The organism is Streptomyces sp. NPDC059875, from assembly GCF_042731085.1.
Lineage (GTDB): Bacteria > Actinomycetota > Actinomycetes > Streptomycetales > Streptomycetaceae > Streptomyces.
In genome coordinates this window covers 15,635-30,121 of the sequence record NZ_JBHWJZ010000015.1, presented here as the reverse complement: position 1 = coordinate 30,121, position 14,487 = coordinate 15,635, and the positions used below count along the sequence as shown (strand labels likewise).

13 protein-coding genes and 2 pseudogenes are annotated in these 14,487 nt (G+C 69.3%); 7 read left to right on the top strand and 8 right to left on the bottom strand.

The window, feature by feature from the left end; all coding sequences use genetic code 11:
* Positions 1 to 185: 185 nt before the first annotated feature.
* Positions 186 to 584: a PIN domain-containing protein gene (locus tag ACFV9D_RS19675; protein WP_385147387.1), complete on the bottom strand. Its 399-nt coding sequence runs from the start codon at positions 582 to 584 to the stop codon at positions 186 to 188.
* On the bottom strand, positions 581 to 865 hold the full coding sequence (locus ACFV9D_RS19670) for a hypothetical protein (RefSeq protein ID WP_385147384.1): 285 nt from the start codon (positions 863 to 865) through the stop codon (positions 581 to 583). The genes ACFV9D_RS19675 and ACFV9D_RS19670 overlap by 4 nt, the downstream gene beginning before the upstream one ends.
* Positions 866 to 2,130: 1,265 nt before the next feature.
* Here ACFV9D_RS19670 and ACFV9D_RS19665 point away from each other — a divergent pair.
* The gene (locus ACFV9D_RS19665) at positions 2,131 to 3,651 is read left to right on the top strand and encodes a protein kinase (RefSeq protein WP_385147381.1); all 1,521 of its coding nucleotides are present in this window, start codon (positions 2,131 to 2,133) and stop codon (positions 3,649 to 3,651) included.
* 495 nt (positions 3,652 to 4,146) lie between these two features.
* A pseudogene (locus tag ACFV9D_RS19660) lies at positions 4,147 to 4,413 on the top strand (isochorismatase family protein); the annotation flags it as partial.
* A gap of 34 nt (positions 4,414 to 4,447) precedes the next feature.
* Here ACFV9D_RS19660 and ACFV9D_RS19655 read toward each other — a convergent pair.
* Both ACFV9D_RS19655 and ACFV9D_RS19650 read right to left on the bottom strand, forming a co-directional pair.
* Positions 4,448 to 5,227 carry a hypothetical protein gene (locus tag ACFV9D_RS19655; RefSeq protein WP_385147737.1) on the bottom strand — a complete coding sequence of 260 codons (780 nt, stop codon included), beginning with the start codon at positions 5,225 to 5,227 and terminating at the stop codon, positions 4,448 to 4,450.
* Positions 5,228 to 5,240: 13 nt separating this feature from the next.
* Complete coding sequence (locus ACFV9D_RS19650) at positions 5,241 to 6,722, bottom strand: alpha/beta hydrolase (protein ID WP_385147378.1); 1,482 nt, start codon at positions 6,720 to 6,722, stop codon at positions 5,241 to 5,243.
* Positions 6,723 to 6,931: 209 nt separating this feature from the next.
* Between ACFV9D_RS19650 and ACFV9D_RS19645 the strand changes: the two genes are divergently transcribed.
* On the top strand, positions 6,932 to 8,116 hold the full coding sequence (locus ACFV9D_RS19645; protein ID WP_385147374.1) for a sensor histidine kinase: 1,185 nt from the start codon (positions 6,932 to 6,934) through the stop codon (positions 8,114 to 8,116).
* Positions 8,117 to 8,794, top strand: a complete 678-nt coding sequence (locus ACFV9D_RS19640; protein ID WP_385147371.1) for a response regulator — start codon at positions 8,117 to 8,119, stop codon at positions 8,792 to 8,794.
* A gap of 23 nt (positions 8,795 to 8,817) precedes the next feature.
* On the opposite strand, the pseudogene ACFV9D_RS19635 reads toward ACFV9D_RS19640, so the two are convergent.
* The 4 genes and pseudogenes from ACFV9D_RS19635 to ACFV9D_RS19620 all read right to left on the bottom strand — a co-directional run.
* A pseudogene (locus ACFV9D_RS19635) lies at positions 8,818 to 9,073 on the bottom strand (hypothetical protein); the annotation flags it as partial.
* 177 nt (positions 9,074 to 9,250) lie between these two features.
* Positions 9,251 to 9,379 (bottom strand): hypothetical protein, encoded by a 129-nt coding sequence (locus ACFV9D_RS19630; protein ID WP_385147368.1) that lies wholly within the window; start codon positions 9,377 to 9,379, stop codon positions 9,251 to 9,253.
* A 145-nt stretch (positions 9,380 to 9,524) separates the two neighbouring features.
* Positions 9,525 to 9,692 carry a hypothetical protein gene (locus ACFV9D_RS19625; protein WP_385147365.1) on the bottom strand — a complete coding sequence of 56 codons (168 nt, stop codon included), beginning with the start codon at positions 9,690 to 9,692 and terminating at the stop codon, positions 9,525 to 9,527.
* A gap of 134 nt (positions 9,693 to 9,826) precedes the next feature.
* Positions 9,827 to 10,168, bottom strand: a complete 342-nt coding sequence (locus ACFV9D_RS19620; protein ID WP_385147363.1) for an EthD domain-containing protein — start codon at positions 10,166 to 10,168, stop codon at positions 9,827 to 9,829.
* Positions 10,169 to 10,243: 75 nt separating this feature from the next.
* Here ACFV9D_RS19620 and ACFV9D_RS19615 point away from each other — a divergent pair, with 75 nt between their 5' ends.
* From ACFV9D_RS19615 to ACFV9D_RS19605, 3 genes are all read left to right on the top strand, one after another.
* Positions 10,244 to 10,726: a MarR family winged helix-turn-helix transcriptional regulator gene (locus tag ACFV9D_RS19615; protein WP_385147360.1), complete on the top strand. Its 483-nt coding sequence runs from the start codon at positions 10,244 to 10,246 to the stop codon at positions 10,724 to 10,726.
* 421 nt (positions 10,727 to 11,147) lie between these two features.
* Positions 11,148 to 13,712 carry a DUF4157 domain-containing protein gene (locus tag ACFV9D_RS19610; protein ID WP_385147725.1) on the top strand — a complete coding sequence of 855 codons (2,565 nt, stop codon included), beginning with the start codon at positions 11,148 to 11,150 and terminating at the stop codon, positions 13,710 to 13,712.
* A 161-nt stretch (positions 13,713 to 13,873) separates the two neighbouring features.
* Positions 13,874 to 14,479, top strand: coding sequence for a DNA-binding response regulator (locus ACFV9D_RS19605; RefSeq protein WP_385147357.1), 606 nt, complete (start codon positions 13,874 to 13,876; stop codon positions 14,477 to 14,479).
* Positions 14,480 to 14,487: the final 8 nt, after the last annotated feature.

Sequence of the window (14,487 nt, the reverse complement as noted above, 5' to 3'; positions counted from 1 at the left end):
CACGCCGGCGAGCGCGCTGTTGATGGTGCTCTTCGCCCTCGACATGCTCGGTGTCCGTGCCGTGCGCCGCTTCGCCCCCCGGGTCCCGCCTCACTGGGATCCGCTCTTCGCCGCTCTCGACTTGTTTCTGCGCTCAGCCGCCAGCCTCTGGCAGGGCCGCCTCACCCTCGGTGCAGCGGCGCGGGTCAGACCTTTTCGGCGGTCAGGCGAGGGTGATCGGCGGTGAGCACGGTGATGTCCTCGACGTCTGAGGTCAGGATCGTGACGCGGCCGGGCTGGGCGAGGGCGGTGGCACAGAGCATCGCGTCGATGGCGTACTTGTGGCCATGGAGCCCGGCCGCGCGCAGCAGAGTGGCGGCGGACTGGGCGAGGGCCTGAGTGACCGGCTCGACCCGCAGCCGGGACAGCGTCCACTTCAGCGCTGCCTCGTTGATCCCGGGGTGTATCACCTCGACGAGTACTGCCGTGGAGGTGATCACCGGAAGGTCGGCGTCGCGGGCGGCGGTGAGCCACTCGTGGACCTCGCGGTCGCGCTGTACAGCCTTGGCCAGGCCCTCGCTGTCCAAGATGAGCGCGCCGCTCACGCTGCCGCCCCGGCCGCGGAGGAGGAGCTGCCCGTGAGCTTGGCCCGTTTGGCAGCCACGGCTTCCGGATCCGCGGGGCCGTTGGTCTTGTCGAAGTCGGCGATCAGTTCGGCCAGGTTGTCGCGCTCGATCTGCCTTTGCGCGGCCTTCTCCAGGTACGCGGACACGCCCCGCTTGCCGACCCGATCACGGATCGCCTGCAAGGTGCCGGCGGTCAGGGAGACGGAGATGCCGCTGCTGGGGCCGTCGCCGGGAAGGAAGTCGGTGTCGTCGTCAGCCATGACACGAGTATGGCATTCCATATGCTATAAGGCGAGAGCCTTCCGGCGGTTCAACCTCGGTGAGCTCTCGGGCTGGGGCGGAGTGTGCGCCGACAGGTTGCATGCAGCGCCCGTAGTGCCCGCAATACACGTCACCTCACGTCCGATTTGTTCTCTGTGTAGCCTTGACCTGCGGATTTCTCTTGGAGTGCAGGTCAGACGCTCTGCCGCCCGCTTGGGTGTGGCAGGGCGCGGGGTGCTGTGACGCCAGGTCGGTGCTGCTGATCCATGTGGCCTCGGCTGGCTGTTCATGGCGGCTGTGCCTCCTATCGGGGCCACCGATTGGAGAGCATCATGTTTCCGCCTTCAGCCATGTGGCGGAGCGGGCGGACGGTGCGCTGGCGGACCCGCTCGGGTGCACCGAAGCCCAGGCTGCCGACGCGACCGTCGCGCGAGGGAAGAGCACGTTGTCATGGACCGGGAGTCTGGCCGCAGCCCGGTCATCGGGCCTGGCAGATGATCGCCGCCGCGCTGGACTCCGGGGTGGCGGCACCGGGGTGACCGCCGAAGAAGCTTATGGGCAGCACCCGCAGCCTCGTGCCGCCCTGGAGGCACGCGGGACCGGCTACGTGATGGCTGTCGGACTCGAGCGCGGATCAACCATGGCCGTACTTCCCTGCGGCCAGACACCGTAGTCGGCCGTTTGCCAGTCATCGCCCTGCCTCCACCGCTTCGAAGGTCTACCCGCGGATGAGCTCGCTCGGGGCCGTCCGCCGCGACTCGGCCAACAGGCGCGGGTTTCGAGTCAGGAACCAGCCAAATACCAAGCACAGTAAGTGAGTCGTGCTCACCCCGCCCATCTTCCCCTGAGTATCGTTGTTGCATGAACCCTCTGAGCCCGGGCGATCCGCGTGCGATAGGGCCCTATCGACTTCTCGGGGTGCTCGGAGAAGGGGGCATGGGCCGGGTGTACCTCGCGCGGTCCGAAGGGGGGCGGACCGTCGCCGTGAAGGTTGTGCGGGCCGAGTTCGCCAGGCAGGACGACTTCCAGCAGCGGTTCGCGCGAGAGGTCGACGCCGCGCGGCGCGTGGGCGGTGACTGGACTGCGCCGGTCCTGGACTTCGACACGAGTGCCGCAACGCCCTGGGTCGCCACCGGCTACGTACCGGGTCCCGACCTCCAGACCGTCGTCGCCGACGACTACGGTCCGCTGCCCGAGGGCTCGCTGCGCACCCTCGCGAACCGGCTCGCGCTCGCCCCTGGGGGCCATCCACGACGCCGGTCTCGTGCACCGGGACCTGAAGCCGTCCAATGTCCTGGTCACCGTCGACGGGCCCCGCGTCATCGACTTCGGCATCGCCCGCGCCCTGCACGCCGTTTCCGGCAACGACTTACGTACCCGCACCGGCGTGGTCATCGGCTCGCCCGGCTTCATGTCGCCCGAGCAGGCGCGGGGGCTCGAAGTCGGCCCGCAGAGCGACGTGTTCAGCCTCGGTTCCGTCCTCGCGTACGCGGCGACCGGGCGGCTTCCGTTCGCCGGCCACTCCGGCGGGCTGCACGCGCAATTGTTCGCGGTGGCCGAGGAAGAGCCGGACCTGGAGGGTGTGCCGGAGGGTGTGCTTGGGCTCGTACGCCAGTGCCTGGAGAAGGCGCCCGAGGATCGGCCCACGCCTACGGAGCTTGTGGCCCGCACCGCCGCCGGGCAGGTGCGGCCGTGGCTGCCGGGAGAAGTGCTTGAGCAACTGGGAAGGCATGCGGCGTGGTTGCTGGATCTGGATCCGCAGAGGCGTACTTCGGGTGTGCCCGTGGATACGCTGCAGGACATGCCGGTTGAGGCCCCAGTAGATGCGCGGGCGGACACGCAGCCGGGAATTTCGGTGGATGCGTATACGAAGGTACAGCCCGACGTGCCGGTGGTTGTTTCGGTGGGCACCCCGACGTCCGGCGGCCGCCCGACACAGCCGAGTGCCCCGCCCGTGCAGTCACGGTTCAAACGGGCCCGATTCCTCGGCGCTGTCGTAGGAGTGCTGGTTCTCTCCATCGGCGCGCTGATCGCGGCGAACTCCTGGGACGGCAGCGGCGCGGACCCCGGTGGAAACGGCGGTACGAACGGTGGTGCGGAGGCCACCCCGGCGGCGGTGGCCGTGCCGAAGAGTTTCCTCGGGGCGTGGGAGGGCGTGCCGTTGAGCGACACGCGCGTACGTGTCGAGTTCAAGAAGGACGAGCAGCACCGCACGGTCGCCAGGTCCTTCTTCCTGACCGGCACCTCGCTCTGCGTGGTGAACAAGGAACCGAAGAAGGCGTCCAAGGGCTCGGTTTCCCTGGGGGACGCCCGTAGCGAGAACGCGTTCGGCGGCGGCACGTGCACGTTCCTGCCGTCGTACACCCTGAAGACCCGTAAGGACGGCAAACTCGACTTTGCCACCGACAACGGCCAGTACAAGGCCGTCCTTTTCAAAGCCAGGGGCGGCGAGGCGCCCGTGCCCGAGAAGTACGTGGGGCAGTGGGTCCCCAAGGGCGAGGAGGAAGACCCGACGGCCCAGGTAACCATCGAGCAGGCGAAAACCGGGGACATCTTCGTCGAGGGCTGGTACAAATCCCGTCAGAAGCGCTGCACGTGGAAAGAGGTCCTGGTGTTCGTGAACGACACCGGTCTCATCTCCAGGCCGCTCTACTGGCGCGGGTCGGCGGACGCCTGCGGCATGGCTCCTACCGGCGCCCGTGGGTACACCCTCGCCGACTCCGGCGTCCTGTCCATGGGCAATGCGGCGCAGAAGTTGGAGTTCGTCCGCAAGCCCGGCGCGTAACGCACAGGTACGAGGGCACCGCAGGCGCACGACGTCTTCGCACGTCAGATCCACCAACAGCGCACCAATTCACTGGCATTGGGCCTGGTCATCCAGGCGGCCGTCGTCGGCGGGACCGACCCCGTACGTGCCGTCCGGCTGCTCCTGCATCACAGGGCCGGTCACCGTGGCCGGCCCAGTGGAGAAGACGTGTGACGGGGTGGTCGGCTGAGGCTGCAGTGGCGCCCGGCTCAAGAGCACCGGCACATGGTCGGCTCCGGGACGTGTGCTCCCGGTCGTCGCCGGTCCGTGTGACGACCCGTGGGCACAGCGGACGCTCACCGAGCCGCCCCACGACGTGTGGTGGCACGAGCACAACGGGGGACGGCAGCGGTGGCGGAAGGTGGCGATGCCGGCCGGCCATCGCCTTGATGGCCGCACCGCCCTCGCAGACCGAGCCGATCACCAAGGTGACCGGGCCTGGCGAAGACGTCCAAGATCCTTGACAGATCGACTGTGGAGATCAGCGAGGTGTTCCCGGATATCAGGCCGATCGACCGGGTGACCACGAACGCCTGGTCGGCCGCCGCCTTCCGTGCGGCGGTGGAGGCCACTGGGCGCCGGAAGCCGGTGATGGCGGGCCTGTCCACGGCCGTCGGTCTTGCGCAGGCTGTGCTGGGCGCGCTCAAGAACGGGTACGGAGTGTTCCTCGTGTCCGACTGCTCGGCCTGCGTCACCCGGAAGACGCACGAGGGCGCCAATCAGCGGCTCACGATGGCCGGCGCCCGGCCGGTCAACTCGCCGGAGCGGATCGCGCTCACCGAGGTGCTGACGCGGCACGGTGGCGCGTCAGCCCTGTGGGGCAACTACGTCCGGGCGATGTCGCTCGCCCGCGGCGGCGGGCTGTCGCCGGCGTGGCTGCGACGCCTCGGGTGGTCGGGTGGATCAGCCCGCCGCGCCGTCCAGTAGGTGGCTGGCGCAGTCGCAGTGCCCGTTCTGTGCTGGCCGCCAAGGTGGCGACGCCGATCACGATGTTGCCCCACATCGGCACGTCGATGGGTGAAGTGAAGGTCCCGGTGTGCTGGGCGATGCCCTCGGACTTGGTGAGCTGTTCGGCAAGTTGTGGGACGAGGACGGCCAGGGCGGCGACGAGCACGCAGAGTGAGAGGAGACCGATGGTGCGGCTCAGCGCGGGGTGTGCGCGGTCGAGGCGTGCCCGGCGCCCCTCGGCGGAGTCGGGGTCCGGGACCAGCTGGAACTCGCGGCCTTCGTCGGTGACGTAGTGGCAGCGCTTGAGTCCGAATCCGCTCATCTTCACTTCGACGGTGCCGCCCGGGACGGGGAAGACGGCAGGGAGCTTGGACACGGCGTGCAGCCTGCCGTGGACATACAGGTGGGCCTTGACGTTGCCGGACGACTGGTTCTGCCAGTGCCTGACGTCGACGGCGTAGACCGTCTCGCGGCCGTCGTCTCCCGGCAGCCGCAGCTGGAGCAGCGCGCGGAAAGGTAGCTGCCACCAGCGGAAAGGCTTCAACTCGCGCCCGTCCCCGGGCATGACCCGTTGTACGGCACGACGGTGCCGCCACTCCTTGATCATGTGTCCGCTCCCGTTACTTCTTCGGCTCCGCCGCGCAGGCGAGGTCCTCGGTCGGGCGCTGTCCGTCGGTCAGGAACGCTGTCACCGTGTTGTTCGCGCACGTGTTGCGGCCGAACGGGTAGACACCGTGACCCCCCTGGTCGGCGGTCACCATCGTGGCCCGGTCGCCGAATGCCCGACGCATCTTCATGGCGCCGACCAGGGGTGTCCCCGGGTCGCGTTCGTTCTGCACCATCAGGACGTTCGACGGGCCGCGGTCACCGATCCGCACCGGCGGCTCGACCCGGGTGTCCGGCCAGTACGCGCAGGGCTTGATGTTTCCGGTGGTGCCGCCCAGCATCGGGTACTTCAGCCGGTCGATCGCGGCGTTGCGCTGGTAGTCCCGGACCTTGCCGGGCCAACGTGAGTCTCCGCAGGTCACGTAGAAGTGACTGGCCGAGAGGTTCTCCGGGTACGGCGGCGGAGTCGGCAGCGGCCTGCCCTGGTCCAGCGCCTGCCATTCCCCGGCCAGTTTGGGCATGTAGCCCTCGACGTAGAGGTTCTCGAACGTCACCCCGCGGAACACCGTTCCGTCGATGCCGCCGACCGGCTTGGCGTCCAGCCGCTTCACGAGTTCGAAGAACTTGGCTGTCACCTGCTTCCATGTGGTGCCCAGACCGTACTCGGGGTGCGCGGCCGCGTACGCCGCGAAGTCCGGGAACCGGTCCTCCATTCCGCGGCCGAGCAGTCGGAAGCCCGCCAGGCCGTAGCCGTCGGGGCTCATGTTGCTGTCGAGCACGATCCGGTCGCTGCGCTCGGGGAACAGCGTCGTGTACACCGCGCCGAGGTAGCTGCCGTAGGAGGTACCGAAGTAGGAGGCCTTCGGCTCGCCCAGCGCCGCCCGGATCCGGTCCATGTCGCGCGCGGTGTTCGCGGTGGTGGTGTACGGCAGCATCCACGCCGCCCGCGACGTGGCGCACTGTTCGGCGATGGTCCGCGCGTTCGGCGCCTCCTTGGCGACGTCGGCCGCGGTGTGCGCGTACGGCGGGAAGTTGCCGCGTGCCTGCTGCTGCGGTGTCAGGTCGCAGGTGACCGGCGTGCTGCGGCCGACGCCACGCGGGTCGAAGCCGATCACGTCGTAGGAGTCGAGGACGTCCTTCGGCAGCCCGGCGCCGGCGAGGAGGGCCGGGTAGTCGAGCCCGGAGGCACCGGGGCCGCCCGGGTTGGTCAGCAGCACACCGCGGCGCTTCGAAGGGTCCTTGCTCGCCAGGCGTGAGACGGCGATCTCGATCTGCCGGCCGTCGGGATTTCGGTAGTCCAGCGGGACGTCGAGCGTTGCGCACTCAAGACGGGGCGCGTCGGTGTTCTGCGATTCGGCCTTCTGCGGGCACGGGCCCCACCGCAGGGTGTCCGACGTGGCCGCCACCGTGTTCGGAGTCGCCGCCGCCGACGGTCCCGACATCGCGACCGCCGCGACTGCGGTGGCCGCGAGGGCGAGGGACAGGGTTTTGCGCATCTGGTGTCCTCCTGAGGGGGCGCACGAGGTCGCGCGCCGGAACGGTCGGGTGACGGATATGAGTCTGCTCATCCGGCGTCATCGGCACATCGGCCCGGCGGCTCGAGTCACCTTCGACCAAAGTCGAGGAGGTGATACGACTCTGGGGTGAGGGCGGGAGCGTCCCAGGGTCTGCTGCACCGGCCGCTCGGTTTCGCGACAATGAGCGGATGAACACGGACCTCGTGCCACGACTCGGGGGGTGGCAGCAGACATGGCGGCTGGTGGCGGCCGGGGCACTGGGCATTCCCTTCTGGCTCTCCACCGTTGCGGCGCTACCGCGGGGGTGCGCGACCGACACGTGTTCCTGGTTGGTCACCGGTGATCCGCTGGTGGCTCTCGGCTGCCTGACGGCGCTCCTGTGGCGGCGACGGTTCCCGCTTGCCGTCGCCATGGGGGTCACCATCTCCTCGAGCGCGTCGACACTCGCCACCGGTGCCGCGCTTCTGGCTCTGTGTTCGATCTCCACTCGTCGCCGACCGGTGGAGATCGAAGTTGTCGCGCTCGTCTACGTGGCCGCGTCGCAACTCGCCCTCGTGCTCTACCCGATCAAGAGGCCGCCCGGCTCGCTATGGCTCCAACTCGCACTCCCGGCACTGAGCGCGGGCATCGCGGCGGCCATGGGCGTGGCCATCGGCGCACGGCGCGTCGAGGTGCGGTCCTTGCGAGAGCGGGCAGAGAGCGCGGAACGGGAACAGACCGCACGGGCGGAGCAGGCACGGGCCCTGGAACGGAACCGTATCGCCCGGGAGATGCACGACGTGCTCGCGCATCGGATCTCCCTGGTCGCCATGCAGGCCGGAGTCCTTGACCACCGCGGCAACCTCACCACTGAGGAGAACCGCATGTTGATCCGTGGCATCGCCGACGGCTCCCACCAAGCGCTGGAAGAACTACGAGACGTCCTCGGTGTGCTCCGCGCCGACCCGGGCCGCCCGGAACCGCCACAGCCCTCCCTCGACCGCATCCCGGAGCTGGTGGCCGACGCCCGCACGTCCGGACTGGACGTCACGCTCACCACCACGGTGACGGGAGAACCGTCCGACGTCGTGGGACGAACCTGCTACCGGGTCATCCAGGAAGGACTGACCAACGCCGTCAAACACGCACCGGGCGCCCCCGTACACATCACCGTCGAAGGAACAGCCGGCGACGAACTGCGCGTAAGCGTCCACAACTCCCCGGCCACCACGACGACCACTCGACCTCCGGCATCAGGATTCGGCCTGCTCGGCCTCGCCGAACGCATCACCCTCGCCGGCGGAAGCCTCAGCCACCACCCGACACCCGACGGCGGATTCGTCCTCACCGCGCACCTACCCTGGGCGAACCACGACCACGAGAAGAGAAGCTGAGTGGACAGCGAGCGGGAGCCGGTGCGTGTCGTCATCGTCGACGACGAACAACTGGTGCGCCTTGCACTACGACTCGTCATCGACGGTGAACCGGACCTGACCGTCGTCGGGGAGGCGGCCGACGGGGACGCCGCGATCGCCGTGGTGGACGAGCAGCGGCCGGACGTGGTGCTGATGGACATCCGGATGCCCGGCCGTGACGGTCTCAGCACGACCCGGGAACTCCTCACCCGGCCGGCGCCGCCCCGGGTGCTCATGCTGACCACATTCGACTCCGACGATCTGGTGCTCGGCGGGCTGCGCGCCGGAGCCCTCGGGTTCGTCCTGAAGGACACCCCGCCGGCGCGGATTCTCGACGCGGTGCGGACAGTCGCGGACGGGAACCCCGTGCTGTCCCCGGCTGCCACGGCACGAGTGATCGCCGCAGCCACCGGGCCGCAGTCCTCCGAGGCCCGCCGCTCCTCTCGCGAAGCCGCGCGGAATCAGCTGTCCGCGCTGACCGAACGAGAACTCGACACCGCCCGGGCCATCGCGGACGGGCTGGGCAACCCGGAGATCGCCGAGCGGCTGCACATCAGCATCGCGACCGTCAAGGCGCACACAGGCAACCTGTTCGCCAAGCTGGCGGTCGAAAACCGGGTGCAGATCGCACTCCTGGTCCGCGACGCAGAGGGATGATCGGCCACGCAACACGCGGACGACTACGTCGTGTACGTCGCCAACCATCCCGGTGAGGCTCCTGCAGGACCGTGCAGCGCAGGCCCCTGGGGTCATCTCCATCGCGAAGTCGTCGGCCAGATCCAGGATCGTGGGGCGGCCCTCCAGTTTGGCCGGCCAGACCGGCGGGAGGGCCGTTCGCCGAGGAGCGCGCCGGTGAGGGTGGCGGCCGGACGCCCGCGACGGCGGGCCCTGCCGAGCCCCACTTGTCCCGTGCGTGAGTGTCCCCGACGCACGTGAGGCTCAGGGTCGCGCGGCGCGTCGTCTACGGGGGAGGGTGCGGTCGTCAGGCCGCTGACAAGCGTCCGAGCCACGGCGACCGTGGCGGGTGTGGCGGCGTTGGACACCGTGAAGCCATGGACCGGGCCTTTTCCCGACCGCTTGTGCAGGGCGGGATCCTGGCCCGGTTCAGGGCACTCAGAAGGCGGCGATCCGTACGTCCGCCGTGCACACGTCGAAGGATCCCAGCGAGCCGTCCTCCTTGATCACCTTCACGGTGCGGGCCACGTCGTCCGGGAGGGCGATCTCCACCTTGAACGCCTGCACCGCGGAGACCTCGCGGGCCGACTCGGTGCCCTCTGCCCGCCGTACCGCTCGAGATCGCGGCCGGTGCGTCCTCCCAGTGCGCCGAGATGATCACGATGGCTTTCGGTTTGGGCAGGGACTGCGCCCAGGTGAACAGGTCGTCGAGTCACTGCGGATCGTCGAGGGTGAAGGGCGCTCCGTGGCTGATGAACAGCCTCGGCAGCGCCCCATCGGCGGGGACCCAGAGCCGCTGTTCGCGGGCCCGCGGGAGGACCCGGGCGAGGTGATCGTCGTAGGCCCCGGCCGGGATGCGGGGCGTGTGCGGGGTGGTCATGGCGTGTCGCTCCTTGCCAGTTGGGGGCCCTGGCCCGGGCGGCCTCATCGTCAGGTCGCCCGGGCCGCGTTCCGCGCGGTTCACCTGTGGCCGGCTGCCGACCCCGGGGGGCGAGTCGTCGCCGACGGTGGTGCTCAGCCGAAGATCGGGCTCTCGGTGGCGTAGAGGAAACGGGTCTTGGAGCGGTCGAGGAAGTTCTCCTCGTCCGCGGCGACGGTCGTGGTGTAGGTGTCGGAGGTGAACCAGCCGGCGGCGTCGGCGATGCTGTCGACCCACACCTCGGCGACACCGTCGTAGACGGCTGTGCGGATGCCGGGGATCTCGTCGTCGGTGGGCAGGAGTTGGACGTAGCGCCGTACCGGGACCTCTCCGCCGGGCAGGCTCGTGATCAGCGCGGTGTGCTTCTGCCAGTAGTCCGCGAACTCCTCACGGGTGAGGTCTGCCCGCCGGGTCAGGAAGATGCTGATCTTGATCACGGATGTCTCCTTGAAGCCGAGCTTGACTTGCCTGGGCAAGAGACATCTCTTGCCTGGGCAAGTAGACTGGATCGCATGGATGCACCGTCACCGTGGCTCGACGCCGAGCAGCAGGAAATCTGGCAGGACCTTCTCACCGTCGTGATCGCGCTGCCTGCGGCCCTGGACCGTCAGTTGCAGCGCGACGCGGGCATCTCGAACTTCGAGTACGGCGTGCTCGCCCGGTTGTCGATGGCAAATCAGGTCACCATGCGGCTCAGCGAGTTGGCTCGGGACTGCAACAGCGCTCTCCCGCGGCTGTCGAAGCTCATGGACCGCTTCGAGGCGCGGGAGTGGATCGTTCGTCGAGTCGACCCGAGCGACGGTCGCTACACCCTGGCCACGCTGACCGACACCGGTCGGCAGCAGGTGGTCGACAGCGCGCCGGGGCATGTCGCGCAGGTGCGCCGACTCGTGTTCGACCCTCTCACCGCTGCACAGCGCCGCCACTTCGGCGCGGCGCTTTCCAGCGTCGCCGAGACCGTGCGGCGGGAGGCCGCCGGAGGTCCCACCGGGTGAGTGCGCTCACCTCCCGCTCGGCGCGCGGCCGAAGCTACCGGTCACAGGGTGACGGAGGCGTGGGCGGCCGACAGAAGAACCCGCCGATCACGCCGTACGGGCTCCGGCAGCGGGGCATGGTCGGGAGAGCCTCGGCGCTGACCGACCGCCCGGTCATTGCCCGATCGGGCGCCAAGGTCTGCCCCCGCGGCCTTCGTCGTACACCGCCACCCGCGTGTATCAAGGAAGTGTGCAACGTTGACCAGGGGGATGGTGCTGAGTGCGGACGCAACGCCACGACAGATCGGGCGACGAGAGGGAGTCGGACCAGGCCCCCGCCTCAGTGAGAGGCGCGTCGTCCGCCGCGCAGCGACGGGGCGGGTCGGCGCCGCAGGGTCTGCTCGCGCTGCAGAGTACGGTGGGTAACGCGGCCGTGGTCCAGATGCTCGCCCGGGCCGGAAATGATCGGACCCGCGAGGAGCACCGGCACAGTGGCGATTGCGGCCACGAGAGCACCGCACAGCCCGCCGTGCAGCGCTCTGCCGTCCACGACGTCCTGCGCGCCCCCGGCCGGCCCCTGGACGACGCCACCCGTACGGACATGGAATCCCGCCTCGGGTCGGACTTCTCCGACGTCCGCATCCACACCGACGGCGCCGCGAAGGCCTCCGCGGCCGAAGTCGGTGCCCGCGCCTACACCTCGGGCAGCCATGTGGTCGTCGGCGAGGGCGGCGCCGACAAGCTCACCCTGGCGCACGAGCTGACGCACGTCATTCAGCAGCGGCAGGGGCCGGTCGCCGGCGCCGACAACGGTGCGGGCCTGCGGGTGTCGGACCCTGCCGACCGGTTCGAGCGGGAGGCGGAGGCCAACGCCCGTCGGGTCATGAGCAGCCCCGCCCCGCAGGGCGGCCTCTCGGACGCCGAAGCGGCCCCGGCGTCGGGCGGTGTGGACTCCGTGTCCTCGCACCCCGTGCAGCGGGTCTTCGCGGGTCGCCTGGACGGTTACGAAACCTCCCAGGCGATGAACGAGCTGAAGGCGCAGGGGTTGGCGCCGAAGTGGAGTGAGGTCAACGCGGCACGTCTCGGCACGACGGCCTACGACAGCCTCCGCGACCTCGCGCGAGGGCTGGGTCTCCAGCCGTCGCAGCAGTCCGGGCAGACATCGGCTTCGGAGGTTGTTCCGGCTCCCACCACCTCGGCGGCGACCACCTCGGCCCGCACCTCGCGGCCGGCGCCGCCCAAGCCCAAGCCCAAGCCGGCCGGGCTCACCGGGCCCAGGCAGCAGTCGACCTCCGCGACCCCCCAGCAGCAGGTCCCCTCGACCCCGGCCCCGGCACCGCGCGCTCGGACCACCGCGCCTCAAGCGCCGGTCGAGGAGCGGAAGAAGGGGGTGGCCGAGCAGGTCTCGGTGGACGACTTCGCGGCGAATTCAGCGCAGGCCCGGGACGAACTCGAGCAGGAGCGGGCCGCTCCCCGCAGGTATCTGCACCCACGGGCCGCAAGCCAGTTGAACGACGAGGTGTACCAGCAGATGGCCAAATCTGTGAATATCTTCAACAGGAACCAGGTCGTGCCGCACCTCATCGATCAGCTCTACAGCTGCCTGGAGTGGACCGGCCGGGCGCCCATCGCCGTCTTCACCCATGAGGCCCAGGGCAAGGGCGACCTGATGCTCGGCGTCAAGACCGCCGACGCGCTGCGCGAGAACTTCCCGCGGACCGAGGCGAACCAGAACGACATCGCCCTGCTGACCGCCGCGGCAGCGCACAAGAAGCAGCCAGGCGTCTTCGAGGACTCCGGCCACCCGTTCACGGTGCTCGACGGCGCCACTCCCTTCGCGCCGGAACTCGGCATCGGCAAGGCCCCCACCCACGCGATCGTTGCCCCGCAGCTGGCCGCGACCAAGAACTTCCAGAAGAGCGTGGGTAAATGGGGCAGCGCGGTCTCCGCGATGACCGAGTACTCCAAGAAGGAGTCACTGCCGCCGGGCGCCGCCGGGAAGGGCTACACCACCGGACTCGGTGCGGACGAGGTCGGCATCACCTTCGACGCCGGCCTGCGGGCCTACAAGCAGCACCAGGACAGCATCGAGGGCGAGGCGAACAAGCGGGCCGCCCGGCTGGAGAACCTCCAGGCGCTGAAGGACAAGAAGCTACTGACCGGGCTCTTCCCGGAGAACCAGGAGCAGGCGGCGAAGGAATATGCCGCCGCCGCTACGTCCCGGCTGTACTTCGCCTACTCCAACAAGAGCGCGATGCGGTTCGCGCTCACCGTGGCCGAGGTCGAGAACGGCAACAGCAACGACGTGCACGTCGTCCAGTCCTCGCCCAACCAGATGCCGGCGACGCTCGACGACAACGTGAAGAGCGAGCTCGCGGAGCTCGGGGTGGGCAAGGTCCGGCTGGTGGAGGTGTCCTCCCAGAACGATGCCCCGACGACCACGGACCAGAACACCGGCGGCGCCGGCAAGACGATGTACTGGATCACGACCGACCGGGTACCGCACGAGGACATGCTGACGCTGATCAAGGCGAGCGAGCCGATCGTGATGACGACCGGCAACCAGAGCACCTCCGAGGCGCTGTCGGCCGGCAAGACCATCATGTACGAGAGCATCGGCATGGAGCAGAGCAAGGCGTTCCGGCAATCGTTGTACGCCGGTGCCGGGGTCAAGCAGCCGGATATCGACAGCATCGCCGCCGTCAGCCGGGACTACGACAACAAGCGCGGTACTCAGCCCCCCGGCCAGCCCCAGTTCAAGGCCGCGGCGGCAGCTCTGAAGAACATGCAGCAGGAAGACAGGATGGGGGCTTTCAGCGACAAGGCCTCCGCCACCAAGGACCTCGGCCGCTGGATCGGCGGGCAGCACCTGCGCGACTTCCTGATGGAGACCGACCTCGCCTCCGATCTGAAGAGCAGGGAGGCCGCGCTCACGTCGGACTCCAGGAACCCCGCTTCCTACAAGACCTTCGTCGACCACCTCCTCGGACTCCCGGGCAGCGAGTAGGAGCCCGTCCGGCCAACGGGGCGGCACCCCTCGCGCCGCGGTGCTCACGGAGACAGTATTCGGCAGGCTGCTGCACGACCTTGAGTGAAAGTTTTCCTCTCGCGGCTAGGATCGGCCGAAACCGAATGGACCGCCCGCGTATGCGGCGTCATGGGGGGACGATGGTCAGAATCCTGCTTGCCGAGGACATGCTCATGTTGCGCAGGGCGCTGGTGGCTCTGTTGGAGCTGGAGGCGGATCTGGAAGTGGTGGCCGAGGTGGACGCCGGGGATCGGGTGGTGCCCGTGGCGCTTGAGGTGCGGCCCGATGTGGCGGTCCTCGACATCGATCTGCCGGGGATGGACGGGATCCGGGCCGCGGGTCTGTTGTACGAGCAGGTGCCGGAGTGCCGGACCGTGATCCTGACGAGTCTGGGGCGGCCGGGCAATCTGATGCGGGCCCTTCAGGCCCATGCGTCGGGGTTTCTGCTCAAGGACGCCGATCCTGATCAACTGGCCGCGGCCATCCGGGCCGTGGCAGCCGGGCAGCACGTCATCGATCCCCAGTTGGCCGTCGCCACGCTGCAGGCGGGTGACAATCCGCTGAGCGCGCGGGAGACCGAGGTGCTGCGGCTGGCCTCGGAGGGGGAGGAGGTGCCGGAGATCGCGCGGCGGCTGTTCCTGTCCGCCGGAACGGTGCGGAACTATCTGACCACCAGCGTCACCAAGCTCAACGCGCGCAACCGTATGGACGCGGTCCGCATCGCCCGGGACCTCGGCTGGCTCTGAACCGGCAG

Bases quoted from the DNA above. Each gene is read 5' to 3' on its own strand.
- ACFV9D_RS19625 (WP_385147365.1), bottom strand. From the start codon at position 9,692: ATGACCACCCCGCACACGCCCCGCATCCCGGCCGGGGCCTACGACGAT.
- ACFV9D_RS19650 (WP_385147378.1), bottom strand. From the start codon at position 6,722: ATGCGCAAAACCCTGTCCCTCGCCCTCGCGGCCACCGCAGTCGCGGCG.
- ACFV9D_RS19655 (WP_385147737.1), bottom strand. From the start codon at position 5,227: ATGATCAAGGAGTGGCGGCACCGTCGTGCCGTACAACGGGTCATGCCC.
- ACFV9D_RS19645 (WP_385147374.1), top strand. From the start codon at position 6,932: ATGAACACGGACCTCGTGCCACGACTCGGGGGGTGGCAGCAGACATGG.
- ACFV9D_RS19610 (WP_385147725.1), top strand. From the start codon at position 11,148: ATGCTCGCCCGGGCCGGAAATGATCGGACCCGCGAGGAGCACCGGCAC.
- ACFV9D_RS19605 (WP_385147357.1), top strand. From the start codon at position 13,874: ATGGTCAGAATCCTGCTTGCCGAGGACATGCTCATGTTGCGCAGGGCG.
- ACFV9D_RS19615 (WP_385147360.1), top strand. From the start codon at position 10,244: ATGGATGCACCGTCACCGTGGCTCGACGCCGAGCAGCAGGAAATCTGG.
- ACFV9D_RS19670 (WP_385147384.1), bottom strand. From the start codon at position 865: ATGGCTGACGACGACACCGACTTCCTTCCCGGCGACGGCCCCAGCAGC.